This window comes from Ferranicluibacter rubi (genome assembly GCF_011603255.1).
Lineage (GTDB): Bacteria > Pseudomonadota > Alphaproteobacteria > Rhizobiales > Rhizobiaceae > Ferranicluibacter > Ferranicluibacter rubi.
Genome location: NZ_JAANCM010000003.1, coordinates 170,046 through 196,019, shown reverse-complemented (window position 1 = coordinate 196,019; position 25,974 = coordinate 170,046). Strand labels below are relative to the sequence as shown.

The 25,974-nt window shown below is 64.0% G+C and carries 28 protein-coding genes and 1 pseudogene; 6 read left to right on the top strand and 23 right to left on the bottom strand.

The features are described 5' to 3' along the window. Positions 1-28: 28 nt before the first annotated feature. The gene (locus G8E10_RS07545; RefSeq protein ID WP_110802545.1) at positions 29-1,195 is read left to right on the top strand and encodes an MFS transporter; all 1,167 of its coding nucleotides are present in this window, start codon (positions 29-31) and stop codon (positions 1,193-1,195) included. Positions 1,196-1,197: 2 nt separating this feature from the next. Here G8E10_RS07545 and G8E10_RS07540 read toward each other — a convergent pair whose 3' ends face one another. The 15 genes and pseudogenes from G8E10_RS07540 to G8E10_RS07465 all read right to left on the bottom strand — a co-directional run bounded on the left by G8E10_RS07540 (position 1,198) and on the right by G8E10_RS07465 (position 13,625). After that, positions 1,198-1,578 (bottom strand): DUF6180 family protein, encoded by a 381-nt coding sequence (locus G8E10_RS07540; RefSeq protein ID WP_110802320.1) that lies wholly within the window; start codon positions 1,576-1,578, stop codon positions 1,198-1,200. 97 nt (positions 1,579-1,675) lie between these two features. Then, complete coding sequence (locus G8E10_RS07535) at positions 1,676-1,996, bottom strand: hypothetical protein (RefSeq protein ID WP_110802322.1); 321 nt, start codon at positions 1,994-1,996, stop codon at positions 1,676-1,678. Between the two features lie 89 nt (positions 1,997-2,085). Next, the gene (locus tag G8E10_RS07530) at positions 2,086-2,844 is read right to left on the bottom strand and encodes an iron ABC transporter ATP-binding protein (protein ID WP_110802324.1); all 759 of its coding nucleotides are present in this window, start codon (positions 2,842-2,844) and stop codon (positions 2,086-2,088) included. After that, on the bottom strand, positions 2,841-3,782 hold the full coding sequence (locus G8E10_RS07525; protein ID WP_110802326.1) for an iron chelate uptake ABC transporter family permease subunit: 942 nt from the start codon (positions 3,780-3,782) through the stop codon (positions 2,841-2,843). Before G8E10_RS07525 ends, G8E10_RS07530 begins: the two co-directional genes overlap by 4 nt. Beyond that, the gene (locus G8E10_RS07520) at positions 3,775-4,752 is read right to left on the bottom strand and encodes an ABC transporter permease (RefSeq protein ID WP_110802328.1); all 978 of its coding nucleotides are present in this window, start codon (positions 4,750-4,752) and stop codon (positions 3,775-3,777) included. Before G8E10_RS07520 ends, G8E10_RS07525 begins: the two co-directional genes overlap by 8 nt. Beyond that, positions 4,749-5,666, bottom strand: coding sequence for a siderophore ABC transporter substrate-binding protein (locus tag G8E10_RS07515; protein WP_110802547.1), 918 nt, complete (start codon positions 5,664-5,666; stop codon positions 4,749-4,751). Before G8E10_RS07515 ends, G8E10_RS07520 begins: the two co-directional genes overlap by 4 nt. Positions 5,667-5,691: 25 nt before the next feature. Then, entirely contained in the window at positions 5,692-5,982 is a 291-nt protein-coding gene (locus tag G8E10_RS07510) for a DUF2218 domain-containing protein (RefSeq protein WP_110802330.1), read from the bottom strand. Positions 5,983-6,048: 66 nt separating this feature from the next. Further along, positions 6,049-8,343 (bottom strand): TonB-dependent receptor, encoded by a 2,295-nt coding sequence (locus tag G8E10_RS07505; protein WP_110802331.1) that lies wholly within the window; start codon positions 8,341-8,343, stop codon positions 6,049-6,051. Between the two features lie 139 nt (positions 8,344-8,482). Next, positions 8,483-9,484 carry a FecR family protein gene (locus G8E10_RS07500; RefSeq protein WP_110802333.1) on the bottom strand — a complete coding sequence of 334 codons (1,002 nt, stop codon included), beginning with the start codon at positions 9,482-9,484 and terminating at the stop codon, positions 8,483-8,485. A 156-nt stretch (positions 9,485-9,640) separates the two neighbouring features. Next, the gene (locus G8E10_RS07495) at positions 9,641-10,141 is read right to left on the bottom strand and encodes an RNA polymerase sigma factor (protein WP_110802335.1); all 501 of its coding nucleotides are present in this window, start codon (positions 10,139-10,141) and stop codon (positions 9,641-9,643) included. Positions 10,142-10,323: 182 nt separating this feature from the next. Further along, positions 10,324-11,523, bottom strand: coding sequence for an amidohydrolase family protein (locus G8E10_RS07490; protein ID WP_110802336.1), 1,200 nt, complete (start codon positions 11,521-11,523; stop codon positions 10,324-10,326). 24 nt (positions 11,524-11,547) lie between these two features. Then, positions 11,548-12,021, bottom strand: a pseudogene (locus G8E10_RS07485) (oligopeptide/dipeptide ABC transporter ATP-binding protein); the annotation flags it as partial. Positions 12,022-12,285: 264 nt separating this feature from the next. Next, on the bottom strand, positions 12,286-12,429 hold the full coding sequence (locus G8E10_RS07475; protein WP_165910627.1) for a hypothetical protein: 144 nt from the start codon (positions 12,427-12,429) through the stop codon (positions 12,286-12,288). A gap of 236 nt (positions 12,430-12,665) precedes the next feature. After that, positions 12,666-13,277: a general stress protein gene (locus G8E10_RS07470; protein WP_110802549.1), complete on the bottom strand. Its 612-nt coding sequence runs from the start codon at positions 13,275-13,277 to the stop codon at positions 12,666-12,668. Positions 13,278-13,307: 30 nt separating this feature from the next. After that, the gene (locus tag G8E10_RS07465) at positions 13,308-13,625 is read right to left on the bottom strand and encodes a PepSY domain-containing protein (RefSeq protein WP_110802338.1); all 318 of its coding nucleotides are present in this window, start codon (positions 13,623-13,625) and stop codon (positions 13,308-13,310) included. A gap of 430 nt (positions 13,626-14,055) precedes the next feature. Here G8E10_RS07465 and G8E10_RS07460 point away from each other — a divergent pair, with 430 nt between their 5' ends. Further along, positions 14,056-14,370, top strand: a complete 315-nt coding sequence (locus G8E10_RS07460; RefSeq protein ID WP_110802341.1) for a hypothetical protein — start codon at positions 14,056-14,058, stop codon at positions 14,368-14,370. Between the two features lie 188 nt (positions 14,371-14,558). Here G8E10_RS07460 and G8E10_RS07455 read toward each other — a convergent pair whose 3' ends face one another. The 8 genes from G8E10_RS07455 to G8E10_RS07420 form a co-directional block, all read right to left on the bottom strand. Continuing rightward, a complete protein-coding gene (locus tag G8E10_RS07455; protein ID WP_281517462.1) occupies positions 14,559-14,897 on the bottom strand; it encodes a HepT-like ribonuclease domain-containing protein in 339 nt (112 codons plus the stop codon). A gap of 14 nt (positions 14,898-14,911) precedes the next feature. Then, complete coding sequence (locus G8E10_RS07450) at positions 14,912-15,208, bottom strand: nucleotidyltransferase family protein (protein ID WP_110802345.1); 297 nt, start codon at positions 15,206-15,208, stop codon at positions 14,912-14,914. 194 nt (positions 15,209-15,402) lie between these two features. Further along, the gene (locus G8E10_RS07445) at positions 15,403-16,755 is read right to left on the bottom strand and encodes an NtaA/DmoA family FMN-dependent monooxygenase (protein ID WP_110802347.1); all 1,353 of its coding nucleotides are present in this window, start codon (positions 16,753-16,755) and stop codon (positions 15,403-15,405) included. A gap of 48 nt (positions 16,756-16,803) precedes the next feature. Next, on the bottom strand, positions 16,804-17,454 hold the full coding sequence (locus G8E10_RS07440; protein ID WP_110802349.1) for an NAD(P)-dependent oxidoreductase: 651 nt from the start codon (positions 17,452-17,454) through the stop codon (positions 16,804-16,806). Positions 17,455-17,489: 35 nt separating this feature from the next. Further along, complete coding sequence (locus tag G8E10_RS07435; RefSeq protein WP_110802351.1) at positions 17,490-18,371, bottom strand: NmrA family NAD(P)-binding protein; 882 nt, start codon at positions 18,369-18,371, stop codon at positions 17,490-17,492. Then, positions 18,368-19,402 carry an ABC transporter substrate-binding protein gene (locus G8E10_RS07430; RefSeq protein ID WP_110802353.1) on the bottom strand — a complete coding sequence of 345 codons (1,035 nt, stop codon included), beginning with the start codon at positions 19,400-19,402 and terminating at the stop codon, positions 18,368-18,370. Before G8E10_RS07430 ends, G8E10_RS07435 begins: the two co-directional genes overlap by 4 nt. 43 nt (positions 19,403-19,445) lie before the next feature. Next, positions 19,446-20,675 (bottom strand): acyl-CoA dehydrogenase family protein, encoded by a 1,230-nt coding sequence (locus G8E10_RS07425; protein ID WP_110802355.1) that lies wholly within the window; start codon positions 20,673-20,675, stop codon positions 19,446-19,448. A gap of 12 nt (positions 20,676-20,687) precedes the next feature. Continuing rightward, positions 20,688-21,728 carry an ABC transporter substrate-binding protein gene (locus G8E10_RS07420; RefSeq protein WP_110802356.1) on the bottom strand — a complete coding sequence of 347 codons (1,041 nt, stop codon included), beginning with the start codon at positions 21,726-21,728 and terminating at the stop codon, positions 20,688-20,690. A 314-nt stretch (positions 21,729-22,042) separates the two neighbouring features. Here G8E10_RS07420 and G8E10_RS07415 point away from each other — a divergent pair, with 314 nt between their 5' ends. Genes G8E10_RS07415 through G8E10_RS07400 form a run of 4 tightly spaced genes read left to right on the top strand, consistent with a single transcriptional unit; the run spans position 22,043 to position 25,960 of the window. Continuing rightward, positions 22,043-23,029 (top strand): ABC transporter permease, encoded by a 987-nt coding sequence (locus G8E10_RS07415; RefSeq protein ID WP_110802358.1) that lies wholly within the window; start codon positions 22,043-22,045, stop codon positions 23,027-23,029. Further along, positions 23,029-24,033, top strand: coding sequence for an ABC transporter permease (locus tag G8E10_RS07410; protein WP_110802361.1), 1,005 nt, complete (start codon positions 23,029-23,031; stop codon positions 24,031-24,033). The genes G8E10_RS07415 and G8E10_RS07410 overlap by 1 nt, the downstream gene beginning before the upstream one ends. A gap of 3 nt (positions 24,034-24,036) precedes the next feature. Continuing rightward, entirely contained in the window at positions 24,037-25,038 is a 1,002-nt protein-coding gene (locus tag G8E10_RS07405; RefSeq protein WP_110802362.1) for an ABC transporter ATP-binding protein, read from the top strand. Continuing rightward, entirely contained in the window at positions 25,016-25,960 is a 945-nt protein-coding gene (locus G8E10_RS07400; RefSeq protein ID WP_110802364.1) for an ABC transporter ATP-binding protein, read from the top strand. The genes G8E10_RS07405 and G8E10_RS07400 overlap by 23 nt, the downstream gene beginning before the upstream one ends. The last annotated feature ends 14 nt before the right edge of the window (positions 25,961-25,974 follow it).

Sequence of the window (25,974 nt, the reverse complement as noted above, 5' to 3'; positions counted from 1 at the left end):
TTCCCCAGATGAAGGCATGATCTCCGAAATGTCGAAACGCAGTTTTCTCACGACGCTGGCCTTTCTCGCCTTCATCAGCCTCGGGCTTCCCGATGGTCTTCTCGGCGTGTCCTGGCCGTCGATCCGCGCGGATTTCACGTTGCCGCTCGACCGGCTCGGGCTTTTGGTTGCGGTCACCACGGCCGGCTATCTAGCGGCGAGTTTCATGAGCGGCGCGGTGCTGCGGCGCGTACCAATCGGCATGGTGCTGGCGCTGTCGACGCTCGCCGCCGCCATCGGCCTGCTCGGCTTCGCGCTCACGCCGGCGTGGCCGCTGATGATTGCGCTCGGTTTCCTCGCCGGGCTCGGTGGTGGCGCGGTCGATGCGGGGCTAAACGCTTATGGCGCGCGCCATTTCAGCCCACAGATCCTCAACTGGCTGCATGCCTTCTTCGGCCTCGGCACTACCATCGGACCGCTGCTCGTCTCCGGCGTGCTCGGGTCAGGGCTCGTCTGGCAGGTAAGCTACGCGATTGTCGGCAGCGCGCAGCTGGTCCTGGCCGCCACGTTCTTCCTCACCCGGTCGCGCTGGGAGGAGGTGGCGGAGATCGGACACGACGTCGCGGAGGAGCTGCCCGCAGCGCCGGTATCGGAGACCCTGCGCAAGCCGGTCGTCTGGTTCGGCATGCTCGTCTTCTTTGTCTATTGCGGCATCGAGGTGACGGCGGCACAGTGGAGCTACACGCTGCTGACGCTCGGGCGCGGCTTTTCGGAAACCAATGCCGGCCTCGTGGTGGGCCTCTTCTGGGGCAGCCTCACCATAGGGCGCATCGGTTTCGGCTTCATCGCCAACCGGGTGCCCCTCCTCAAGACGCTGCGAATCTGCATTCTCGCCGCAGCGCTCGGCGCGCTCCTGTTCTGGCTCGCCCCGGTGCCGGCGCTCGGCGTGCTCGGCCTGATGATGATCGGCTTCTTCTTCGCGCCCATCTTCGCCTCGCTGATCAGCCTGACGCCCGGGCGCGTCGGGCGCGAGCACGCCAACAGCGCGATCGGCTTCCAGATCGCCGCCGCAGGCCTCGGCGGCGCCGTGGTTACGGCCCTCACAGGCCTGATGACCCGCTCCCTCGGCCTTGAGGTCATCGGCATCGTGGTGTTCGCAGCCACAGTGCTGCTGCTCGTGCTTTACGAGCTCTTCACCCGGGAGAGGCGGCCTTAAGCCTACTCCGCCTCTGCTTTCAAAGCCGCAATCATCTGGTCGGCGGCATCGCCCAGAGGACCCTTTGTGCTCTGGTAATCGAACCCCTGCACCACGGCCACCGTCGTCGCATCGACCGCGATGCACTGCACGACGAAGGCGCCGCTGCCGGATGTGCCACCCTGAACGGTTACGAGTTGGCCCGGGAAGCTCTGGAGAGCGGCGCCGAGGCCCGCCTTTTCCGCAACCTCCGAGACGACGCTACCGCAGGTGTCGATACTGAGCTTCGCCGCTGGAATGCGCTCGACATGGTAGGTCAGCGTAAAATCCTGGTCGGCAGCCTGCGACGCTGCGGGCAGACCGATGAATCCGAGAGCGGCGAGCGACAGGGTGACAGCTTTCATGGGGGATAGTCCTTCTGTTGGTCGAGTCTTACGACACGGACTTTCGGAGAGGCTTGCGTCCGCATCGTTGGGGTGAGATCAGGGGATCGGCGAGGCATCAGCGCAGGTCGGGGGCGCTCCAGCCCTTGGCCTCGTCGATCCAGGCCTTGCCCGAGGTTTTGTCGAAGATGCAGAGCATCTTGCCATGCGCGCCCTTCAGCGCCTTTTGTGGAAAGACGCCGCTGACCAGCGTCGCCACTTTGCCGAGCGTATCGTCGAACTGGATGATCTCCGAGACATGCGCATGCTTCAGCCCGCTCGCCGCCGCACAGGTCTCCGCGATCTTGAGGTTGAGCTTCGCCCAGGCGTCGTCGGACGACGCATGAACGGCGGTCGCCGTCATCAGGATGGCAAGGGTCAGCAGAGACAAGCGCATCATGGGTTCCTCGTTGCGGGGCGACCCGTAGCGTGGGGAATGGTCGCTTTTGTGGCACCACCTGTGACGCGTGGGTTCTCCCGGTCCTCGCGTCACAAGTGGTGCAGCACGAGGGGTTTCCCTCCGATCTGCGTCACCTGCATGCGGTAGCCGAAGATCTCGGCAAGCGTATCGGGCGTCAGCACGTCCTGCGGCGTGCCGTCCGCGACGACACGGCCGTCCCGCATCGCGATGATCCGGTCTGCATAGGCGGCGGCCTGATTGATGTCGTGGAGGACGATGATGGCCGTGCGATCTTCCTCGTCCGCCATGCGCCGCAGGCTCTGCATCAGGTGGCGCGCATGGAACATGTCGAGGTTGTTGAGCGGCTCGTCGAGCAGCAGGTAGTCCGTGCCCTGGCAGAAGGTCATGGCGACAAGGGCGCGCTGGCGTTGACCGCCTGACAGCGTCTCGAGAAAACGTTCGGCGAGATCCGCCACGCCGAACTGCGCCAGCGCCTCCTCGACGCGCGCCCTGTCCTGCGGCGTCGAGCGGCCCTGACTGTGGGGAAAGCGGCCGAGGCTCACGAGTTCGCGCACGGTCAGGCGGCCGGCGAATACCCCGTCCTGGCGCAGGATCGCCATCCGTCGGGCAAGCTCCCGGCCGGGCGTCGTTGTCACCGGCAGATCGTCGATGACGACGCGGCCGGTCTGCAGAGGGCGCAGGCGCGCGATCAGCGACAGGAGGCTCGACTTTCCCGCGCCGTTCGGCCCGACGAGCGCAACGATGCCGCCGCGATCGATCGTCAGGTTGATGTCCCTGAGGATCGGCGTGCCGCCATGGGCGAGGGATAGGTCTTCGATGAGGATCACGTCCGGCTTCCCAGATAGAGCAGAAGAAGGAAGGCAATGCCGCCGGCAAATTCGATGACGACGCCGAGCGTCGAGGCGCTGCCCAGCAGATGCTGGAAGATCGCCTGGCCGCCGACCAGAAGGATGATCGCGACGAGAGCGGCGGCGGGCAAGAGGACGGCATGCCGCCTTGTGCCGAGGATACGCTCGGCAAGGGCCGCCACCAGCAGGCCGAAGAAGGCGACCGGCCCGACGAGGGCCGTGGACACCGCGACCAGAAGCGCGACGACGAGGAGCAGGAGCGCCGCTGTCCGCGACCAGTCGATACCGAGCCCGATGGCGGCTTCGCGGCCGAGCGCCACGACATCGAGCCTGTGCCGCAGGTGCCAGCAAAGAGCCGCGGCGGCAAAAGTCACGACGCTGCCGATGATGGTGAGGTCGGCGCGCAGGGCATTGAAATTGGCAAAGCTGGCCGCCTGCACCACGGCGAAGGCGTTGGGATCGAGCAGGCGGAACAGGAGTTGCGACAGGCTGCGGAACAGAAGGCCGATGGTGACGCCTGTCAGAAGCAGGAGGCTCATGTCGAGACGCGCGGTGAGCAGGGGGCGCAACAGGACGGCGGCAAGAGCAATCATGATGAGGACTTCGGCCGCAAACTTCCAGCCGCCCCCGATCGCCGCGTAGCCGAGGCCACCGAGGAGAAAGACGAGAAGCGCCTGTCCGAAAAGATAGAGCGCATCGAGGCCCATGATGGAGGGCGTGAGAATTCGGTTGGCGGTAACGGTCTGGAACAGGACGGTGGACAATGCCACGGACACGGCCACCTGCACGAGCGCGAGCAGCTTCACCGCACGGATCTGCAGCACGAAGGCAAGGTTTCCCCGCAGGCCGAGGGTCAGGAAGGCCGCGACTGAGACAACCGCAAGGACGGCCAGAAGGACGAGGCGGCGCTTATGCATGGGACGGACGCAGGCGCATCAGCTTCAGGAACAGCAGCGCGCCGACGACGCCCATGACGGTCGCGACCGGGATCTCGTAGGGGTAGCGGATCAGCCGGCCGACGATGTCGCAACCCAGCACCAGCAGGGCTCCGGAAAGCGCCGTCCAGGGAATGGACGCGCGCAGATTGTCGCCGATGACCCGTGAGACGATATTGGGCACCACGAGCCCGACGAAGGGGATGATGCCGACGACGGACACCGTGAGCGCGGCGATGACGGAGACGACGAGAAGGCCGAGACGCAGGGTCCAGGCGTAATCGAGCCCGAGGCCGATGCTGGCCTCCCGGCCGAGCGACAGAACGGTGAGCCTGTCGGCGATCCACCAGGAGAGGACGACCATGATACCGGCGCCCCAGAGAAACTCGTAGCGGCCGCGAACGACGCCGGAGAACTCACCATTCGTCCAGATGTCGATGAACTGCAGGAGATCCGTCTGCCAACCGACGAAGGTGACGACGGCGCCGATGACGCCGCCGTAGACGAGGCCGAACAGTGGTACGAGATGCGGCTGCGTGACCGGCAGCCGGTCGGCCGTGGCCATGAAGACGGAGGTGCCGAGAAGAGCGAGCGCGGTTGCGCCGATCATCTTGACGCCGAGGGAGGCCGCGGGAAAGACGAGCGTCATCAGGAGGATACCGAGCGCGGCGCTCTGCGCCGTCCCAGCCGTGGAGGGCTCGACGAAACGATTTCGCACCAGCGCCTGCATGATCAACCCGGCAATGGCGAGCGCCGAACCTGTAAGAAGGGCTGCAAGCGTGCGCGGCAGGCGGCTGGCCAGCAGCAGTTCCAGCGCTTCAGGATCGCTCGCAAGCTGCGTCGGCGACAGGGTATCGGCACCGATGAGGAGGCTGAGACAGACCAGCACGACGAGGGCCGCGGCCGCGGCCACCCTGGGCAAGGTGATGCGTTTGCGCCATTCTGCTTTCATGGGCTCTTCGTGAAGCCCTGGGTGATCGCGTCGAAAACCCGGATCATCGATCGCGTACCGCCGGCTGCAATGTAGAAATCCCCGGCCGGTAGGTAGATGACCTGGCCCTTCGCCCATGCCGTCGTCTTGGCGACGAGTGCATTGTCGAGCGTCGCCCGCGCGTTCTGGTCCTGCGAGCCGATGGCCGCTGCCCGGTCGATCACGAGGAGCCAGTCCGGATTGGCGGCGCGGATGAATTCGAAGGAGACGGCTTCCCCGTGAATGGCCGCATCGACGTCGCTCACCGCCGGGGTGAGGTCGAGCGACCTGTGGAGCCAGCCGAACCGCGAGCCCATGCCATAGGCGGTGACCTTGGGGCCGTTGGTCATGATGATCAGGGCACGGCCCTTGCCTGCGACGGCCGCTTTCGCCCGCGCCACGGCCGCATCCAGCTCCGCCTCGACCTTGCCAGCCTCCGCCTGCTTGCCGAAGAGAGCGCCATAGGCGGCCAGCCGACCCTTCGCCTGATCGAGAAGATCGTCGCCATCCATCGTCATGTCGATGCTCGGCGCGACCTGCTCGGTCGCTGCCCGCTTCGGTGACGAGCGGCCGCCGAGAATGATGAGATCCGGTTGCAGCGCGCTCAGGGCCTCGAGATCGGGCTCGAAGATCGTGCCGACGGAAACGGCCTTTCGTGCGAGCGCCTGCAGTTCCGGCAGATAGAGATTGCTCGGAAGTCCGGCGATCTCGACGCCAATGCTGTCGAGCGTATCGACGGCCGCAATGTCGAACACGGCGATTTTGCCGGGACGCTCGGCAACCGGCACGATGCCCGCTGCCGTCTGCATATCGGTCGCCCGGGCGAGCCCGGCTGGCAGCAGGGTCAGGGCGATGGCGATGAGCCACCAGGCTCTGCGATGTCGGGAAACGTTCATGCCGTTCATCCTCTTTGTCCGGTTCTCACGCTGCCGGTGTCCATAGGAGGGCCCCGAACGGCTCGCGAAAGGCGAAACGCAGGAGGTGGCTTTCGATCACGGCCTTCGTCTCGCCCAGACTCCGATCGTCGGGAGAGCGAACGCGGATGTCGAGGCCCTCGGTGCTCGCTGCGAGAAAACCCGTGCCGCAGGAGAACCGCAGCTCGCCCCGGTCGCCCACTTGATCGACGTCGATCTTGTGGGCGAAATGCTTGCACAACTGCACGAGGTACTTCTGCCCCTCGTTCGTTTCAAACCGGCTTGTCGCTTCGAGCATTGGCGGACTCCTGTTTTGGCGGATGCAGCGGCGGAGCATGCCCGCCGCCAGTGTCGTCGTGCGGGCCTAGAACGTGGCCTTTGCGGTGAGAATGAAGGTCCGCCCCTGTTCGTAGAGGGGGGTTACGGTGCCGAATTCCTGCCCGTAGGTGGCGCGGTCGGCGTAGGTCTCGTCGAAGACGTTCTTGATGTCAGCACGCAAGGTCAGGTTCGGCTTGGTCGGTGGCTTGTATTCGAGGAAGGCGTTGAACACCTGATATCCCTCATAGGGCCTACTGCCGGGCGCGACATCGTCGTAGTCGAGCGCCAATTCCGCATCGGCACCGAGGGTCACGCCCAGGTCCACGAAGGTGTGGATGGCCGTGAGGGTGAAGATCTGCCCGGCGGGTGCCGCAAGGTAGCTGCCAAGCTCGGAATCCGCCGGCTGGCCGTCGATCTCGACGTCGATATCGGCATATTTGACCTTCACCGAGCTTGCATCCCAGCTGTACCCGGCGCCGATCTCGAAGCCCTTCGATGTCACGTCACGCTGTTGCACGCCGAGCGGCACGGCGTAGCGAGAGGCTCTGGCTTTATCGATATTCGTGCGGAAGATGCTGCCTTCGATGGTGACATCGTTGAATGTCGCCGCAAGGCCGAGATTGGCATTGTTCGAGCGAACCGGATCGGGACCGTCGCCATAATCCCAGTTGGGATTCATGATGAAGTTCTCGGCCAGCGGAATGCCAGCCCAGACGCGGGAATAGCCGGCCTTGGCCGTCAGCGTGTCCTCGATCAGGTCGTATTCGCCGGACATATTGCCGCTGAGGCCGGAATGATCCCATGTCTCGCCCGTCGTGCCGGTAAACCACTGCTGGTCGCCGCGTGCGCCCAGCGAAAGGCGGGTTTTCTCCCACGGCTCGATGCGCGCTTGGGCATAGATGCCGATGTCGCGCGCTTTCTCCGTCGCGGAATCGAAGAGATCGTCGAGCTCCGCCTTGTCGTCGTAGACGTCGATGCCGGCGACGATAGTGCCGTTGGCGAGCGCGAAGGTGTTCTGGACCTTACCGTTGAGGCTGCCGGTCTCGCCGACCCCGTCATAGGGCGGAATATTGAGTGTGGGCCGGAGATAAATCTTCGTTTCCACGCTCGTGCGGCTATAGGCCAGAATGACCTTCGGGTCCCACCAGCCTTCCGGCGTGCTGTCGAAATAGGTGAAGACCGTGTTCTGCCGCTCCAGGGCGTAGTCGCGAACCCGCGGCTCCCACGGCGGGCGGCCTTCGATAAAACCTGCATTGGCGCGGAAGGGTCGTTCGGCATCATCGCGCAGGCGATCATGGCTGATCGAGATCCGGTCGCCGCTGTCGAACGTGTAGGCGAGCTTGCCGATGCCGCTGATCAGGTCCGTGCCGGTGCCGAGCACTTCGTCGCCATTGCCGGCATGGAATTCGTTGCCCTTGCCGAAGGTAAAAGTGCCGAGCGCCTCCAGCCCGTCCTTCATGGTATAGCCCGAGAGCCCCGTGACCACCGTATCGCTGTTGAAATTGTAGCTGGAGCTGACGAAGCCGCCATAGCCATCCCCGTCGAGAAGGTCGCGCGCATCCTTCGTCACATAGGCGATGGCGCCGCCAAGCGCCCCCGGCCCGGCATCAGCCGGCGCAACGCCCGCATCGACGTTGACGGTCTTGAGGAGGCTGGGATCGATGAGGTTGGTGGCCGAGTGGTGAAAGACCTTGTTGTTCTGCCGGCTGCCATCGATGGTTACGGCCAGATTGGTCTCCTCGATGCCGTGGACATAAACCTTCTGCGACATGGGAAGCGAGCTGCCGACCGAGACGCCCGGCTCGCCCTCGAAGACATCGGCAATGCTGGCCGGGTTCTTCTGTTCCAGCTCCTTGCTCGAAATGGTGATCTGGCCGGGCCCGGTCGTGCCGACGCCAAAGACGGTGATCGGCGCAAGGACCGTCGCACCGTTGCCCGCGACGATGCCGCCATCGGTGTTTGCACCGCCAAGCCCACCCACGGTCGCGGTACCCTCAGCGATGTCGTAGGAAATCCCGGTGCCGGCAAGCAGCTCGGCCAGTGCCTGCCGCGCGGTCAGCTGTCCGCTGACGGGGCGGGCCTGCACGCCGCGCGTCGTTTCCGCCGCCAGCGTGATCTGCAGGCCGGATTGCCGGCCGAAGGTCTTCAAAGCTTGAGAAAGCGGCTGCGCGGCAATGGAAAACGCATGCTTCGCCTCGACCGTCTGCGCCGCGACCGGCGATCCCTCTGCCGCTGCAAGGGTAACCAGCCCCACCGTCGCAGTCGTGGCAAGCAGGCTGAAAAGCCTGCGGCTGCTGATCTTCAGATCTGCGACTTTCTGTCGGCATCTCGGCGAACGCATTCTTACTCTCGTCTCTCTGTCAGAGCATGGCCACGGCACGCGCATCCTTTCTAAGACGATCGACGTTGCGTTTTTTCTCACCCCGATCGACGTTTTTCGGACAATCGTGCCGAGAACCGATCTTTTCTGCGAAAATCACTCAGTAGCGCGAGACGATGCGGGCATAGGGCGTGACGGCCCGCACCTTGCCGCCGAAGGGGCGGACCAGCGCATTCAGCGCACGATCGGGATCGCGCAGATCGTAGAGGCCGGTCACGCGGAGAGAGCCGAGCGTGCCGTCAGCGATCGTGATCCAGGCCGGGTGATAGCGCTGGATGCGCTCGATGGCGCTGGCGATGGTGACGTTGTCGACGGAGAGCTTGCCGCTTCGCCAGGCGCCCATCTCCTCGATATCGGCCTTTCCCCGGATCGCCGTTCCGGTCTCCCGGTCGATTGCTGCGGTCTCGCCGGGGGAGAGTTCGAACGTGCTGCGCTGGCTCTCCCCGTCATAGGAGATGGCGACCGATCCGCGCGCAAGCTCCACGGTCGTATCCTGCTCCCCGGTCTGCAGGTCGAAGGCGGTGCCGAGAACCGTCACGGTGACGCCGTCGGTATCGACGGTGAAAGGCCGGCCCGCATCATGCGCGACGTCGAAGAAGGCTTCGCCCTTCAGCAGTTCGACATGGCGCTCCTGCTTGTCGATCGTCACTGTAAAGGCGGTTCCACCGCTCATATCCACCGTCGTTCCATCGGCAAGCACGACGCGCCGGCTTTCTCCCGACGCCGTCACTTCGTCCGCGCGCAGGTGCAGGAGAAGAGTGGGGCCCGCCAGAAATGCCACAGCGCAAGCCGCCACCGCCAGCAGGGCGGCGCCGGCCAGCCGGTTTCGACGCGGTTCGGACCGTTTCGCAGTGAAAGGCACGACCGCCGCTGTGCCCGTTGCAGCCGTTTCCCAGTCCGCGGCGTGAACTGGGCGGGTTTCGCCGAGCAGCGCCCAGGTCTTCTCCACCTGGCGCCACGCAGCCGCGTTCTCCTCGGACGCCGACAGCCACTGCTGGAAGGCGGCCTGCGTCTCAAGACAATCAGGACGGTTCCGCATCTCCAGGAACCAGTCCGTGGCTTCGCCGAGCGTTGCTTCCGGAAAAGGTGGGTTCGTTTTCACCGTTGCGAAGTTCCTATGACCGCAGCATCCCGATCGACAGAGGAGCGCCCATCGAAGCGTCTCGTCGCTGGCTGTTGCCTCGTGCAGGATGCACGTCGTCTAGCAAAGACGAGCAGGAGGCAATAATTTTTCATGGCTTACGGTTGAATCACACGCTCACGAGGCGAGGCCGGAGGCGAGACGAACCATCCCAGTTCGGACGTGCCGATGCACCGTCGCAACGGATATGCCCAGATGTGCCGCGATGTCGCTCAGCGTATAGCCGCCGAACCGGTGCATTTCGAGCGCGATCCGGGTTTCCAGAGGCAAGTCCTCGAGCAACCTTTCGATCAGCCGCAATTCGTCCGATGCGGCAACGATATCCTCCGGCGTCGGATGACGGGACGGCACCGTCCAGTAGGGTGGATCGACGCTTTCCCTTGCTTCGAGCTTCTGCCGTTTCATGACATCGAAGGCGAGATTGCGGACGATCCGGTAGAGATAGGAGACCAGCTGTCCCGACGAGGTCTCCTGCGCATTCGCCGGCATGAACCTGAGGAAGGCATCCTGAACGATGTCTTCGGCGGTGTCGCGGGAGCCGAGAATGCGCGATGCATACGCAACGAGTGCCGGACGTTGGGCGACATAGACCTGATGGCGGACTTCGATGTTCGTCATTCGCTCTTGCGACCTCGGTTCTGCGAACGCACCGTTTCATCGGCCATCAAGCCGATGTCGTCATCGCATTCCAGGCTTTCTCATACCTAACTCCTTTACTCATGATATCTCCGGCTGTCACCCTCGATTCTTGCGGAAGATGACGCTCGTCGGGGCAAATCGCGACATCGAAACCGGCGAGCCTACCGCAGCACCGTCCCATCCTGCGCGACGAGCCGTCCGGCCTTGAACACGCGACGCCCCTTCGGCACAGAAACGACGGCAAGGGGGATGTGGGCGGCGTCCAGCGTGACGAAATCGGCCTTGGCGCCGATCTCGACGCCGTAGCCCTCCAGACGCAGCGCCTTTGCACCAGCCGTTGTGACCACGTCGAAGGCGGCGGCAAGCTCCGCGTCCGTGTAGAAGCCGGAGCGGTAGCCGATGATTTCGGCACGGCGCAGCATGTCCCCATCGCCATAGGGCCACCAGGAATCGCGGATATTGTCGCTGCCGCTGAAGACCGTGACGCCTTCGCCGCGCAGGAGCGCCACGGGTGGGAAGACATGATTGCCGGGCGCGTTGGTCATGATGGCCACCCCAGCCTTCGCGATTTTCGCCGCCAGCCGGCGCGCCGGATCGGGCGCGAGATCGCCGAGACCGTAGGCGTGGCTGACGGTGACGTGCCCCTGCATGCCGAGCGCTGCCGTGCGCGCGCAGATCTCCTCGATGGTGAAGGCACCCATCGAGCCTGCATCATGCAGGTGAATGTCGATATCGACACCGTGCTTTTCGGCAAGACCGAAGACGACGTCGAGATGGCCATTCACATCCCGGTCGAAGCTCGCAGGGTCGAGCCCGCCGATAAGGTCCGCGCCGAGGCCGAGTGCTGCGTCCAGCAGCTCCGGCGTGCCGGGGCTTTTAAGAATGCCGGACTGTGGGAAGGCGACGAGCTGGATGTCGATGAGATCCTTGTAATCCTCGCGCACGGCGAGGATCGTCTCGAGCGATTTCAGCCCGACCGAACCATCGACCATCACATGACTGCGCATCTGCAAAGAGCCGCTCGCGATGCAGAGGTCGAGCTGATCGCGGGCACGTTTGTCCATCGGCGCGGCCGAGGCCATGTTCTCTGCCTGGAATGCGACCCGCTCATGCACATCGAATCCATCCGTGCACGGACGATGCGGAATCCACCGGTCGCCGTAGAGGCTGGTATCGAGGTGGATATGCCCCTCGACGAAGGCCGGCACCAGCAGCGCACCGGCGATATCGATGCTGTCGGCAACGCGCGAAAGCGTGCCGACAGCGGAAATCGCGGTGATGCGCCCGTCGGCGACGGCGATGTCGCACAGCGTGCCATCCATCAGCCTGGCATGGGTAAAGAGTGTTTCGGAGCGTGTCATGGGGTCTCCCGGTTCCGGATACGGTCAGAGGGCGTGCTGTTCGGGGCTCAGCTGCGGAAAGTGGCATGCGACGCGACCGCCATCGGCACGTTTGACAGGCTCCGGCGCTTCCCGGCTACAAAGCTCGGTCGCGATCGGACACCGCGGATGGAAGGTGCAGCCCTTCGGCGGATCAAGCGGGCTCGGCGGCTCGCCGCCCATCAGGGCCCGGTCGCGGTTTGGCGCGCGGACATCCGGGATCGTCTGCAACAGCAGCCGCGTATAGGTATGCTGCGGGTTGGCAAACAGCGCTTCCGTATCGGCCTCCTCGATGATCCGGCCAAGATACATCACGGCGATCCTATCCGCCATATGGCGCACGACGGCGAGGTTGTGGCTGATGAAGAGGTAGGTAAGGCCGAGCCTGTCTTGCAGCCCGCGCATCAGATTGAGGATCTGGGCCTGTACCGAGACGTCGAGCGCCGACGTCGGCTCGTCGCAGACGAGGAATTCGGGCTCGCGGCAATCGATATGCACTGAAGAATCAAAACCAGGCCGCTGCCTGCAGGATCATGGACCATCATCTTCACGCCGTTGAAGACCGGGCGAAGGTCGATGACCGCGAGGAAGATACCGACATTTCGGAAATTCTCAGCCGCTACATGTCGGTATCGCAGTAGAAAGCGCGCTTGCGCTTGTCACTGAACGCGTCGTAGGCCGTTATCGGAAATGCGACCCATCGCCGGAATTATAGGGCCGGCAGAACAATGCGCCAGGATCCGCTCAAACGGCGACCCGGCGGCCCTCTTTGTCGGCGAGCTTCTTGTTGCCTTCAGCCTGCTTCAGGATGGCGGTGGCGTCTTCCACGGAAATCCGGTGCTTCTTGGCAAACGAAACGGGCTCGTACGGCTTTTCGATATTGGTCATGAAATATCCTTTGGGAACGATGCGCACAGGGCCATTGCCTCGCAAAGCGAGCATAAGCCTTGAGCTTTTTGGTATAGGGATGAAATAGAGAGCGATCTCGTCGAACGCAAGGCGTTCTGACGACAATACCCAACGCCGCACAGGCCTGTCGCTCTTCCACGGACGGATTATCTTTGGTTCGCACAGCGAAAGGGCCGGATTGCTCCGGCCCTTTGCATATGATCTGCGGCGGTTCGTTACAGCGTGCGACGCGGATAGCGTGCGCGCTCTTCTTCGACTTCGGTCGCGCCATAGGGAGCAGCCGTATCGTCGAACTTCGTCCAGCCCTGCTGCGAATAGGCGTTACGCCGCTCGACGGGATCGACCCAGTTCGACTTCTTGAGGATCGCTTCGGCTTCGGCGTGAAGGTCGTCCTCGACCTTGGCCGTGACGAGCGTGCCGCCGCGACGAACGCCTTCGGCGTAGACATGCGCATGATCTTCGTCGACACCTGAGGATGTGAGAGCACCGATCAGGCCGCCCGTCGCACCACCGGCTGCGGCACCGGCAACCGCGCCAAGCGCCGTTGCGGCGAGCCAGCCGGCCGCGACGACCGGTCCGACGCCTGGGATGGCCATGATGCCGAGGCCCGTCAGGAGCCCGCCTGCACCGCCGACCACGGCACCGATGCCGGCGCCGGTTCCGGCACCTTCGGCAGCGTTGCTGTCGTGGTCGCCATCCTTGTAGCGGCCGTCTGCATTGTTGGATACGATGCTGATGTTGTCGGAATGGATGCCACGGGCTTCCAGCGCGCTCACGGCGGCGCTTGCATCGCTATAGTCGTCGAACAGTCCTGTTACAGTCTTCATGATCATTGCCTTCCAGCGCAAGCGCGCTTGTTATTTCGAGACGATGTTGCCCTGATAGTCCATGGAAACCGCTGCCGATTTCCCGTCCTTCATGGCCTTCGCCTGCCAGATACCCTTGTCGTCGAGCATCAGGCCATCGAGTTCCGTATAGCCTGCTGCCTCGATGCGCTCCTTGGCCTGAGCCTCGGTGAACGAGTTCGCGCCTTCGACAGGCGCCGTCGAATTGCCCGAGTCCGGTGTTGCGACGGCCGGTGTGTCGCCATTTGCCGACGGTGCCGGTGTGGTCTGGGCATTTACGCCGAACGCAGAAACGGCAAGAATAGCCGTAGCGAGAAAAAGCTTCTTCATGTGTGGGTCCTCTATTCCAGACCATGTTTCAGGTCTCGGATTGGAAACACGTTCCCATACCGAATGTTCCGCCTTGTTCGTGCGATTGTGTACTGTGACGTTTACTTAAGACCTCATGAATTTATCCCTCGGATTGCGCCAATGCAGATTGCGGCATGTCCTGCGTTGGATAGCTGCGGCTATTGTACTGCTTCGGATTGACACGCAGAAAGAGTAGAAGGCGCGCAGAAGACTGTCCTGATGATGGTACAGACCTGCAACATCTTTCCGGGTCTCGGCTGCATGATTTCGACGGAGGAGCACCGGGAGAGACGGCATCACTCTTACAGGATCGCTTCCAGGACGAACGGCAGGCGCAGGGAGGCCTCGCCGATCCGACGGAACCATAGGGGTCGCCCTTCGTTGCTCGTGACGCAACAGGAGACGATGCATGTCAAACGACAATGTGAAAACCCTCATCGCGACCTTCGACACGCGCGAGGCTGCCGATCGCGCCATCGAACATCTCGTCCAGCAATATGGCATCGACCGGAGCGACGTCTTCGTCGAAGCAACCGGGTCGGACAATACCGCCGGGACGCAGCCATCGGGTGGCGACGTCGAGAACCGGGAAGGGGACGGCGTTCGAACGGATGCAGCGCTCGAAGGTCAGCTTCAGGTGTCCGTCGATCTGGCGCTTGAGGATGTCGACAAAGCGCAGGCCGCATTCCGGGACGCGGGTGCCCGGGATGTTTCAAGCCGCTAGGCGGCCCTTGTGTTGTCCGATAACGTCCGGAACATACCGGTGATTGGGGCGGCGGCATGGGCGATGCCCGGAGTCATTGCCGTATGCATTCTTCCGAGACATGCGCGGGCAATCACGAGTGGCGGTATTGAAAGGGGATCTGGCTAAAGAATGGTGAAAAATTCGAGGCGACATATCGCCCGAGGTAACTAACCTTCTTCGCCAATCCGCTGTTGAATAGCTTTGACAGCCGCCTTCAATGGAAGGATATTCTCAGTCACAACCACCCAAATCACATCGTCGGCGATTTTGTGATACTCGTGACGTAGGATGTTGCCGATGCCGCGGATGTTTTTCCATGGCACCTCCGGCTCGGCAGTCAATACGTCATCGGGAATGTGACGTGAGGCTTCCGATATGATTTCCAACGCCCGCTGAACGCCAAGACGCAGCAGCCAGTCGCGTTCAAACTCGATGAGAGATTTGCGAACGGTGTGACGTTCGATGCCTTCAATAGCCTCGAGCATTTCCGCCAGAACTGGCCCCATCCTGCTTCTGCCCATCAGAAAACCTTGACGGCCGAGCGTTCGATATCTGTCCGCAGCATGGGGTGAAGACTGTTGCGCGTGGTGACATCCACCTCCATCGCAAGCTCTTCCTCTAGGAACTGTTTGATGCCGACCAGATCAAGCAGAGAGAAACGTTTAGTCGAATCGTAATCGATAAACACGTCGAGATCGCTTGATATGTGCGCCTCGTTGCGTAGCGTAGAGCCGAAAAGATACAAAGCGGTTGCCCCCATGCCTTTCACGGCATCTGCATGTCGCTGAAGCTTCGCAATGGCGTCCGCTCTGTTCATGGCGAAAGCTTACAGCAATCTACTGAAATCAGCCACTCTCTTTGTCAAACGGCTCGTTCAGTGGCGATGCGGGCCATGCAGGCGCCAAAGCGACACGTTGGACTGACGTAAAGCACCCTTGAAGATCGCGCACGGGGACGCCTCGACGCCGGATAGGCCGACAGGTTGTGCCTCAGACACGGAAGCGCAGAGCCTCAAGCCAACCGGGATAGCGCCGGACGATCGGCGGGACGTGTTGTGCCCTCTGGAAACGGCAGGCCGTACCGCTCGCGGATCGTCGATTCCTCATACCGCGTTCGATAGACACCTCGATCCTGCAGGATAGGCACGACCTTCGCGACGAACTCCTCGATATCATCCGGCGCCCGGGGCGGCTGCAGCGTGTAACCGTCGACGGTACCGTCGGCCCAGAGATCGATGATCTGATCGGCCACCTCGTCCGGCGTGCCGATCACCAGTCGGTGGTGGCCTTCCGAGCGTCGGACGACCTGTCGCGCCGTCAGCTTTTCGTGGGTCAGGAGATCGAGCAGGCCCAGCCCCATGCCGACCGCCAGCAGGCGGTTGGGATCCGGAATGAACCGCTCTGCATCGAGAATGGCATCCGGATCGAAGCCGGCGGGATCGATGCCGTTCTCTCGGATAAAGCGGGCGATCAGCCCGTCCTCCGAGCCGGCACCGCTGAAAAGCTCGTGCTTGCGGAGCGCTTCGGCACGTGTCTCGCCGACGATCGCCACGAGACCGGGAACGATGCGGATGCTGGCGGGATCGCGTCCGAACGCCCTTGCCCTGTCCCTGACCTTCTCGCCGAAGGCGCGGCCAGCCGGACGGGACAGGATGTTGCAGTAGATGATCTCGCCATGCCGTGCCGCAAGGTCGATACCCCCTTCCGAAGCACCCGCCTGAGCGATCACGGGGTGGCCTTGCGGCCCGACCGGCACGTTGAGCGGCCCTTTGACGGTGAAATAGGTGCCGTCATGATCGATCGTGTGGGCGCTCGTCGCATCCCAGAACCGGCCTTCCGGCACGTCGCCCTCCCGGGCGGGATCCCAGCTCGCCCAGAGCTTCTTGGCGACGTCGAGAAACTCGGAGGCCTTGGCATAGCGTTCGTGGCGCTGCGGCAGAGGCTCGGAGCCGAAATTGGCGGCAACGTTGGGGTTGAACGAGGAGACGATGTTGATGATCAGCCGGCCACCCGAAACGATGTCGGTCGACTGGGTGCGCCGGGCAAGATTGTAGGGCGAATTATAGGTCGAGGACATGGTGGCCACGAAACCGATATCCGGCACCTGGGCGGCAAGCGCCGTACAGAGGATCAACGGATCGATCGTATGGAAGGGCCGCCCCTCGGGATCCGTCATCAGGGCCGGATGGTCGGAGAAGAACACAGCATCGAACAGGCCCTTGTGGGCAAGCTCGGTCAGGCGCCGGTAATATGCGGGATCGTTGATATCGTGCCGGGTACCGGTGCGGTACGGCCAGGCATGGCCGAGGTAGCCGGTCGTATTGATGCCGACATTGAGGTTGAGCTTGCGCTGCGTGATGGTCATGAGTCTTGTATCCTTGGGAACGACGGGCCGGTCGGCAGGCGGCCGGGCCTAGTAAGCGGCCGTGAAGCGCCGGCGGATGAACTGGCCGTTTTCGAGTTCGTCGAGAATGGCGATGGCGAAATCGGCTTCCGAGATGCGGCTGTCGCCGTTGCCGTCGCGCAGCAGACGGTCTTCCCCCAGCCGGAACGTGCCGGTGCGTTCGCCCGCCTGAATGGCGAGCGGCGGCGACACATAGGTCCAGTCGAGATCGTGATCGCCGCGCTTCAGGCTTTTCAGGATGTCACGGTTGCGCAGCGTGTGCGCCTTGTGGTCTGCGGGATAGAACTCGCTGTCCACGACGTCGACGCCGGGGCTCGCCTCCAGGCTGCCGACGCCACCGACGAGGATGAGGCGGCGCACGCCGGCTCGTTTGACGCCCTCAAAAAGCGCCTCATGCGCCTCACCGATCCGTTCGGCGGCCTCTTCCGCGGAGATGCGGCGCAGGCCGGGGCTGTAGGCGCTGATCACGGCGTCATGACCGGCCACAATCTTCGCCACCGCAGCGGCGTCCGCGATATCGGCCTTGACGACCGTCAGCCGCTCCGCCGGTTCGATGTCGGATACGTGCGTGACGGCCGTGACGTGGTGCCCGCGCGCCAAGGCCTCCTTGCGAAGATGGCTGCCGATGTTGCCGGAGGCACCGAAGATGACGAGGTACATAGCCTTGGTTCCTCAAGGGTTGCTGTGTTTGAGGCTCATGGCGCGATATCGGCGGTCGGGGCGAGGACCGCTTCTGCGCTTAGCTGGTCCGAGAGGAAGGCTTCGACGCTGCGCGGCGGTCGGGCAAGAAGCGACCGGACCACATCCGTCGCCACCGCCGCATGGCCGGCGGCAATCAGCGTTGCGAATTGCGCCACGGCGCGCTGTTCGAAACCGGCACCCGGGAGCAGGGGTGGAGGCTGGTGTTCCACCGCTTCCACTTGGCGCCCGAGCGCGGTGGCGAGGAGATCCGCGATCTGCCGAGGTGTCTTGGCGGCCGGTCCCGTCAGGTTCAACGGCCCCCCGGCTATCCGATCGGCCAGAAGGAGGTGCACCGCGACGTCGGCGATATCGCGCGCATCGATGTAGCCGACGCCGGCGTCGAGATTCACCGCCGTTACCGGACCGCCGGCAAGCACTTGCCGAAGGGTGTTGGCAAGCGACACCTGCATCCACGCGTTCGGCCTCAGGGACACATGCTCCAGCGGCAGGCGGCCGAGATGCCGCTCGACGGCAGCGTGAGCATCACCGGAGATCGATCGTCCGGGAGGTTCGATCGTCCAGTCCGATCCGGAAATCTTGACGATGCGCCGGACGCCGGCTGCCAGCGCGGCATCCACAACCGCAGTCTGGTCTGAGACCAGCCGTTCACCGATCGGTGAAAGAAGAAGCACGGTGGCAATGCCGCGAAGGGCGGTCTCAAGCGATCTCCGGTCGGCAAACGCGCCGCTCGCCACCTCGACCGCGGCCCCGAACAGCTTGCGTGCCGTATCCGGCCGGCGCGTCAGGACACGGACGGGCCGCTGCTGCGCGAGAAGCCGCTCGACGATCAACTGACCCAGCCTGCCGGTCGCACCGGTGACGAGAATCGGGCTCATGCAGCAAGGCGGCGGTGTGCCGCTTCGAGAGGCCGGCTATCGATCCATTCGATCACATCGAAATCTGCCGGGATGAAGCCCCATTCGAGCAGAAAATCCTTGAAATGGCCGAATGCGTCGACCTGCTCGTCATCGAGCGAGAGCGTCAGGTGCTTGTGCACGTCGGGGCCGTTGGCCGCCCGGATCGCATCTTCGCCGACGCCGATCTCGTTGGCGATGAAACGAACGGCCTGATCCGGGTTGCTTTGCGCCCAAGCGGCCACGCCGTGAACCGTCTGGACGAGATCCGTGACCAGGTCGAAATGGTCGTCAAGGAAACGCTTGTCGACCGTCAGCGGACGCGGCGTGCCGTTGTTGATGCGGATTTTGGCGTCCGTGTGGAAGCCGAATTCGGAGACGACGATGGCGCTGATTTGGTTGGCAAGCACGAGGCCTTCTGCCCCTTTGACGAAGAAGGCGTCGATATCGCCGCGCGCGAGCGCCAAAAGCTCGTCGCCATAGGGATAGCGGCGTTTTAAGCCGAGAAACGCGTCGTTGCCCCGCTCGATCAGGGTGGGCTCCGCACTGTCGAGGTGGACGAGTTCGACATCCCCGTGACCGATTCCTTCCAGCGACAAGGCGGAGACGATGCCCTTCAACGCGGTCGCGCGCTGGAAATCGATGATCGTCTGATCCAACTTGCGCGGCACGCCGATACGGCGGCCCTTGAGGTCGGCGCCGGTTCTGATGCCTGACGCGGGGAGGGCGATGATCGCCTGGAATTCGTCGGTCGTGGTGATGCCGACGACACGGGTCTCGCGCCCACCGGAACGCGCGGAGATCGGCGGGATATTGCCGCCCTGGCGGAACGCGTAATCGAGCGCATGGGTGAAATGGCTCTGCCGAACAGCCGGGTCCTTGCTGTCGCGGATCGAGCGCACGGCAACGCCGGCGGCCTGGAAAGACCGGTCGATCCAGCCAAGCTGGTGGGCGATCGAGAGGGGCGTCGGCGCCGGGCAGCGCGTGTACCAGACGGAGGCGAGGGAGGACATGGGCAGGCTCCTTTTGGCGAGCGGCGCGGGCTCGTGGTTGGGGCTAGCGGCTGACGATGGCGAGACGGGGCTGGAGCCGGGGGCGGACCGGCACCGGCTCGATGGGAACGGCCGGGGCAGCGGCATGCCGGCCGAGTGCGGCCTTGGCGAGCATGGTGCGAATCAGGTTGTTCTGCGGGGCGTGCGCCCTGCCGGAAAGCGCGTCGCGGTGATGTCGCTCCAGCGGGTTGTCACGGTTGATGCCGGGATTGCCGCCGAGTTCCAGTGCCAGCGTGGTTGCGGCAACGGCGTTTTCGATGACCGTGTGTTTTACGGCCGCCGCATCCGGCCCGAACGGCCGCCCGGCATCGAAATCCTCCGCGATCGAGCGGAGCAGGCGGCGATTGACCGTCAGCCAGGCCTCGATCTGGCCGATGCCATCCTGAATGCGTGGAACCGTCGAAAGCGGAGCGCCAAGGCTCGCGGGAGCCCTGCTCGTTGCAAAGTCGATCAACCAGTCGCGTGCACCGCGCGCAGCACCGTCATAGATGGCCGGTACGAGCGTGAAATACCAAGCGCCCACGCGTTCGTCGCGCTTCAGGCCTTCTCCGGCCGGCGCAAGATCCAGCGCATCGTCCAGAGGAATCGCCACATCATCGAGGATCAGATCGTCGCTGTTGGTCGCGCGCATGCCGGTGGCGTTCCAAGTCTTCTCCACGCGGATGCCATCGGCATCCGTCGGCACCAGGAAGGAGCCGAGGCGTGGTTCCGGCTCGTCGGTCACGGCGAGAACCGAGACCCATCGCAGAAGCGGAATGCCGGTCGCATAGGTCTTGTGTCCGGTGATCCGCCACGCGTCACCCACGCGCCGCGCAATGGTCTCGGGCAGCGCGCCATGCGAGGGAGACCCGACGCGGGGCTCCACCTGCGCGGCGTTGATGAGGGCGACACCGTCCCGGTTGGCCTTCGTTACCCGCTCGACCAGATGCTTCGGCCATTGGCCGGAAACGCGGAGCGAATAGTGCTGGTTGTAGTGCATCGAGAGGACCAGTGCGGTGGACGGCTCGCCGCGGGCGATGGCGGATATGACCGCCAGCGCTTCCGTCAATCCACCGCCGAGGCCACCGTGCTCGACCGCGGTCACGAGACCCAGAAGCCCGGCCTCGTGCAGCGCGTCGAAATTGGCGAAGGGAAATTCGCCGGTTTCGTCATAATGCCGCGCGGTCAGTGCAAAGCGCTGTCCGAGCGCTTCGGCCGTGGCGATCACCGCCGCAAAATCTCCGGACGTGGTCATGAAGCTCTCCGATCAGGCGACGGCACGCGTTTCGAGCAGGGCCCAGGGCCGGCGATCGACCCAGTCGCCGATATCGAAGTCAGCGGCGAGGAACCCCCATGCGTACAGGAAATCCTTGTAGTGGCCGATGGCATCGACCAGCTCCGGCTCGAGCCCGATGCCGAGATGCCGGTGCAGGTCCGGCCCGTTGGCGGACGCGACGACCTCTTCGGAAGCCCCGACCTCGCGGGCAACGAAGCGGCGCACCTCGTCCGGATGGCTTTCCGCCCAGGCGCCGGCGCGCTGCAGGGTCTCAAGGAGGCGGGCGACGAGATCCGGCCGGTCCTCGGCCAGCCTTTCATCGACGGTCAGGATGCGCGGTGAGCCGGAATTGATGCGGATTTTGGGATCGGGGTGAAAGCCGAACTCGGTCACCGTGCGGGTCGCAAAGAGATTGGCGACGCTGATGCCGGGCGTTCCCTTGACATAGATGGCATCGACCTCGCCGCGCAGCAGGGCGGCGATTTCCGGCCCGTAGGCCTGCCGGTTGCGAAGGCCGTAGAGCTGCGGGCCTTCGCGATCGTCGAGCACCGAGCCTTGAATGGCGATATCGACGATATCGACCTCGTGGGGACCGAGTCCCTCCAGCGAGAGCGCCGAGACGAGGCCCTTCAGCGCCGTCGTCGCCATGAAATCGACGATGCCCGGCGGCCGGCGGGGGACGCCGAACCGACGACCGACGAGGTCCCGGGTCGTCTCGATGCCGGAGCCGGACAGGGTGATGATCGCCTGAAACTCGTCCGTCCAGGTGATGCCGACGAGCCGGGTCGGATTGCCTTCCGAGCGCGCCCGGATCGGAGGTACGTTCCCGCCGTGGCGGAAGGAATAGTCGAGGTGATGCGTGAAATGGCTGGATCGGACGTCCCGATCCTTGCTGTCGATGATGGAGCGAAGCGCGATCCCCTCCCGGGCGAAGGTTTCCTCCAGCAGACCGAGTTGCGAGGCGAGCCCGACCGGGGTCGGGACAGGGCAGCGTGTATACCAGATCTGGGAAATGGCGTTCTGAATGGTCATGCTGCCCTCCTGTGGCGTCCGTTTTCCGCCTGCTCAAAACAGGCAATGGCTTTTCTCTCGTCCGCCCGAACCGCAGATATTCATCTCCCGTATAGCGCAATAAATAGACGAATATTCTATTTCAGACCTATATCCGGCCGATACTGAAAACGTCATTATTAAAAACCGCCGATATCGGGGGCAATTTTCCGTCGCTACGTTTGACAAAGACTACAGATTTGGTCAACTACTAATTGGACGGATGGCGCGTTCCCTCGCTTCCGGATGGATTGGTCCGCACAAGCGGAAGGCTCGAACCTGAAAGGTGGAGGACGATGGCAGCGCTGCTGAGAACCGTGCGAACATTGCGACGCACGCTGCTGCACGCGATCCCGACGCTGCTCGGAATCATCGTCCTGAACTTCTTCCTGCTCCAGCTTGCACCCGGCGATGCGGCCGATGTGATGGCCGGCGAGGCGGGGTCGGCGACGACGGAAAGCGTCGCGGCGCTCCGCTCACGCTTCGGCCTCGACAATCCCGTTCTCGTGCAGCTCGGGGACTATCTCAACAATCTGGCGCATTTCAGCTTAGGATTTTCGCCGCGCTACGGCATGCCGGTCGCCGAGCTGATCGGCCAGCGGCTTCCCGGTACGCTGACGCTGATGGTCTCGGCGCTGGCGATCGCCATCCTGCTCGGCATCGTCCTCGGCGCGCTGATGGCGGCGTTCGCGGGCCGTATCCCGGACCGCCTGCTGTCGATCGTCTCGCTGCTGTTCTATTCCATCCCCAGCTTCTGGATCGGCCTGATGCTGATCGTCCTCTTCTCGGTCAAGCTCGGCTGGCTGCCGAGCGGCGGCGCCGGCACGATCGGGTCTCGATTGACCGGTCTTCCGGCACTGCTCGACACGGCGCGCTACATGGTGCTGCCGGCAACCTCGCTCGCCTTGTTCTACGTGGCGATCTACGCGCGGCTGACGCGGGCTTCGATGCTCGAGGTGAAGAACCAGGATTTCGTTCGCACCGCCTATGCAAAAGGCCTGACGCCGTTTCGCGTGACGTCCCGTCACATCCTGCGCAACGCGCTGATTCCCATCACGACCATGGCCGGCATGCATGTCGGCGGCATGCTGGGCGGCGCGGTGGTGGTGGAAACCGTCTACAGCTGGCCGGGCCTCGGCCGGCTCGCCTTCGAAGCCGTCATGGCGCGCGACTTCACCGTCCTGCTCGGCATCCTGCTTCTCTCCTCGCTTCTCGTGATCGCCGCCAACGCCGCCGTGGATCTCCTCCACGCCTGGGTCGACCCTCGTATCGGAGCACGCTGATGTCCATCGCCGATGCCGTAAACATACGCGATCGTGCCGCCGAGCGGCAGGCCGCAGCCGCGCAGGAGGCTGCGGCAACCGGCGCTGCGGCCGACGGCCCGGCATGGTCCAACATGAAGGCGCCGGACGCTCGCTCCCAGCAGAGTGCGACGGTCGCAATCACGAATGGCCGGCGGGCGCTGACGGTGTTCCTGACGAACCCGAACGCTCTGTTCGGGGCCGGTTTTCTCGCCTTCGTCATCCTCGTCGCTCTCGCCGCGCCGATCCTCTATCCCGAAGACCCCCTGTCCATGGTCGCCCGTCCGTTTCTCTGGCCGGGACAGGACCCGGCCTATCCCCTCGGGACGGACGGGCTCGGCCGGGACGTGCTGGCCGGCATCCTGCACGGCGCGCGCATCTCGCTGTTCGTCGGTCTGTTCGCGACGGTGCTCGGCCTGACATTCGGCGTGCTGGTCGGAGCAACGGCAGGCTACTTCGGCGGCTGGGTCGATGATGTCCTCGTGCGGCTGATCGAGATCTTCCAGACATTGCCGAGTTTCGTGCTGCTCGTCGTCTTGGTCGCGATCGCCCAGCCCTCTGCAACGACCGTGACGCTGGCGATCGCCATCATTTCCTGGCCGACGGTGGCGCGGCTGACGCGGGCCGAGTTCCGCGCGATCCGAGAGAAGGATTTCGTCGTGGCGGCCCGCAGCCTCGGCTACGGCCATGGCCGCATCATCTTCCACGAGATCCTGCCGAATGCGCTGCCGCCTATCATCGTCACGTCGTCGGTCATGGTGGCGACAGCCATTCTGATGGAGTCTGCTCTGTCCTTCATGGGCCTGGGCGATCCCAACGTCGTCAGCTGGGGTTCGATGATCGGCACCGGCCGCGAGCTCGTGCGAACCGCCTGGTATCTGACCGCTTTGCCGGGGCTCGCCATCGTCTTCACCGTGCTCGCTCTCAATCTCATCGGCGACGGGTTGAACGATGCCCTCAATCCCCGCTTCTCGCAGGATCGCTGAGCGATGACCTCTTTGCTTCAGGTTGATAACCTCACCATCCGCTTTACCCGCGCCGAACCCGTGCGCAACCTGTCCTTCGAGATCGGACACAGCGAGACCCTGGCGATCGTCGGGGAATCCGGCTCCGGGAAATCGCTGACGGCCCTGGCGTTGATGCAGCTTCTGCCGAGCGCGGCCGAGATCGCGGCGGAGAGCCGCATTTCCTTCGGTGGGCGCGAGCTGACCGGGCTTGCCGCGCGCGAGATGCGGCATCTGCGCGGGCGCGAGATCGCGATGATCTTTCAGGAGCCGATGACGAGCCTCAATCCGGTCATGACCATCGGCCGGCAGATCGCCGAGGTGCTGATGGTCCATGAAAAGCTGTCGGGCAGGGCGGCGCGCAGGCGCGCGATCGAACTTCTGGAGCTGGTCCGCATCCCCGCGCCGGACAAGCGGATCGACGATTATCCGCACCAGCTGTCTGGCGGCATGCGTCAGCGCGTGATGATCGCCATCGCGGTTGCCTGCAAACCGAAGCTGCTGATCGCCGACGAGCCGACCACGGCGCTCGACGTCACCATTCAAGCGCAGGTGCTCGACCTGCTGGACACGCTTCGGCGCGAGCTGCGGATGGCCGTGATCCTCATCACGCATGATCTCGGCGTCGTCGCGCAATGGGCCGACAATGTCGTCGTCATGTATGCCGGGCGAAAGGTCGAGCAGGCGTTGCCGGGCGACCTCTTCGACGATCCGCTGCATCCCTACACACGCGGCCTGCTTTCGGCCTCGCCCCGGCTCAAGCGCGATTTCCACTATCGCGACGGCCCGCTGACCGAAATCCCCGGCTCCATCGTCTCGGCCGTCGGCGAGGCGGGCTGTCCCTTCCGGCCGCGATGCAACCAGGCGCGGGCCAGCTGCGGCCATCACGTGCCCCCGTTGATCGTTCCGGCGGAAGATCGGCTGGTCGCCTGCCCCTTCACGACATCCAGCAAGGCCGTGCCCCATGCCGCTTCTCTCCGTTTCTGACCTCAAAACTCATTACAAGAGCCGCGACGGCCTGCTGCGAGCCGTGGATGGCGTCGATCTCGTGGTGGAGCGTGGCGAAACCGTGGGTCTCGTCGGCGAAAGCGGCTGCGGCAAGTCCACGCTCGGCAAGACGGTGCTGCGGCTGGTCGAGCCGACGGCGGGCCGTATCGCGTTCAAGGGCGAGGATATCACCACACGCGATCAGAAAAGCCTGCGCAGCGTGCGCAAGTCGATCCAGATGATCTTTCAGGACCCCTATGCCTCCCTCAATCCGCGCCAGACAATCGGCGAGATCCTCGAGGCGCCGCTGATCGTGCACAAGGCGGGCGACCGCGCCAGACGGCAGCAGGTCATTTCGGGGATCGTCGCCAAGGTCGGGCTGCCGGCGGATTCGATCAACCGCTATCCGCACGAATTCTCCGGCGGACAGCGGCAGCGCATCGGCATCGCCCGGGCGCTGCTCCTCAGTCCGGAGCTGGTCGTCTGCGACGAACCCGTCTCGGCGCTCGATCTCTCCATCCAGGCGCAGATCCTTAATCTGCTCGTGGAGATGAAGAAGGAATTCGGCCTGTCCTATCTCTTCATCAGCCATGACCTTTCCGTCGTGCGCTATTTTGCGGACCGGGTGCTCGTGATGTATCTCGGCCGGATCGTGGAGAGCGCCGACAATGCGACGCTCTGGTCGGATCCGCGGCATCCCTATACGCGGGCGCTGATGGATGCGGTTCCCGATCCCGCACGTCCGCGTCAGGCGGCACCGCTGGGCGGCGACCTGCCGAGCCCCAGCGACATTCCCACAGGCTGCCGGTTTCACACCCGCTGTCCGCTTGCCACCGACCTCTGTCGCACGCACGAACCCGAATTCCGCACCGTTGCACCCGGCCATCAGGTCGCCTGCCACCTTGCGAGCCACATCCACTGAATCAAAGGAGTTTT

Coding starts and splice junctions, on each gene's coding strand:
- G8E10_RS07545 (WP_110802545.1), top strand. CDS start 29: ATGTCGAAACGCAGTTTTCTCACGACGCTGGCCTTTCTCGCCTTCATC.
- G8E10_RS07540 (WP_110802320.1), bottom strand. CDS start 1,578: ATGAAAGCTGTCACCCTGTCGCTCGCCGCTCTCGGATTCATCGGTCTG.
- G8E10_RS07535 (WP_110802322.1), bottom strand. CDS start 1,996: ATGATGCGCTTGTCTCTGCTGACCCTTGCCATCCTGATGACGGCGACC.
- G8E10_RS07525 (WP_110802326.1), bottom strand. CDS start 3,782: ATGCATAAGCGCCGCCTCGTCCTTCTGGCCGTCCTTGCGGTTGTCTCA.
- G8E10_RS07520 (WP_110802328.1), bottom strand. CDS start 4,752: ATGAAAGCAGAATGGCGCAAACGCATCACCTTGCCCAGGGTGGCCGCG.
- G8E10_RS07515 (WP_110802547.1), bottom strand. CDS start 5,666: ATGAACGTTTCCCGACATCGCAGAGCCTGGTGGCTCATCGCCATCGCC.
- G8E10_RS07510 (WP_110802330.1), bottom strand. CDS start 5,982: ATGCTCGAAGCGACAAGCCGGTTTGAAACGAACGAGGGGCAGAAGTAC.
- G8E10_RS07505 (WP_110802331.1), bottom strand. CDS start 8,343: ATGCGTTCGCCGAGATGCCGACAGAAAGTCGCAGATCTGAAGATCAGC.
- G8E10_RS07495 (WP_110802335.1), bottom strand. CDS start 10,141: ATGACGAACATCGAAGTCCGCCATCAGGTCTATGTCGCCCAACGTCCG.
- G8E10_RS07490 (WP_110802336.1), bottom strand. CDS start 11,523: ATGACACGCTCCGAAACACTCTTTACCCATGCCAGGCTGATGGATGGC.
- G8E10_RS07475 (WP_165910627.1), bottom strand. CDS start 12,429: ATGACCAATATCGAAAAGCCGTACGAGCCCGTTTCGTTTGCCAAGAAG.
- G8E10_RS07470 (WP_110802549.1), bottom strand. CDS start 13,277: ATGAAGACTGTAACAGGACTGTTCGACGACTATAGCGATGCAAGCGCC.
- G8E10_RS07465 (WP_110802338.1), bottom strand. CDS start 13,625: ATGAAGAAGCTTTTTCTCGCTACGGCTATTCTTGCCGTTTCTGCGTTC.
- G8E10_RS07460 (WP_110802341.1), top strand. CDS start 14,056: ATGTCAAACGACAATGTGAAAACCCTCATCGCGACCTTCGACACGCGC.
- G8E10_RS07455 (WP_281517462.1), bottom strand. CDS start 14,897: ATGGGGCCAGTTCTGGCGGAAATGCTCGAGGCTATTGAAGGCATCGAA.
- G8E10_RS07450 (WP_110802345.1), bottom strand. CDS start 15,208: ATGAACAGAGCGGACGCCATTGCGAAGCTTCAGCGACATGCAGATGCC.
- G8E10_RS07445 (WP_110802347.1), bottom strand. CDS start 16,755: ATGACCATCACGCAGCGCAAGCTCAACCTCAATGTCGGCATCAATACG.
- G8E10_RS07440 (WP_110802349.1), bottom strand. CDS start 17,454: ATGTACCTCGTCATCTTCGGTGCCTCCGGCAACATCGGCAGCCATCTT.
- G8E10_RS07435 (WP_110802351.1), bottom strand. CDS start 18,371: ATGAGCCCGATTCTCGTCACCGGTGCGACCGGCAGGCTGGGTCAGTTG.
- G8E10_RS07430 (WP_110802353.1), bottom strand. CDS start 19,402: ATGTCCTCCCTCGCCTCCGTCTGGTACACGCGCTGCCCGGCGCCGACG.
- G8E10_RS07425 (WP_110802355.1), bottom strand. CDS start 20,675: ATGACCACGTCCGGAGATTTTGCGGCGGTGATCGCCACGGCCGAAGCG.
- G8E10_RS07420 (WP_110802356.1), bottom strand. CDS start 21,728: ATGACCATTCAGAACGCCATTTCCCAGATCTGGTATACACGCTGCCCT.
- G8E10_RS07415 (WP_110802358.1), top strand. CDS start 22,043: ATGGCAGCGCTGCTGAGAACCGTGCGAACATTGCGACGCACGCTGCTG.
- G8E10_RS07410 (WP_110802361.1), top strand. CDS start 23,029: ATGTCCATCGCCGATGCCGTAAACATACGCGATCGTGCCGCCGAGCGG.
- G8E10_RS07405 (WP_110802362.1), top strand. CDS start 24,037: ATGACCTCTTTGCTTCAGGTTGATAACCTCACCATCCGCTTTACCCGC.
- G8E10_RS07400 (WP_110802364.1), top strand. CDS start 25,016: ATGCCGCTTCTCTCCGTTTCTGACCTCAAAACTCATTACAAGAGCCGC.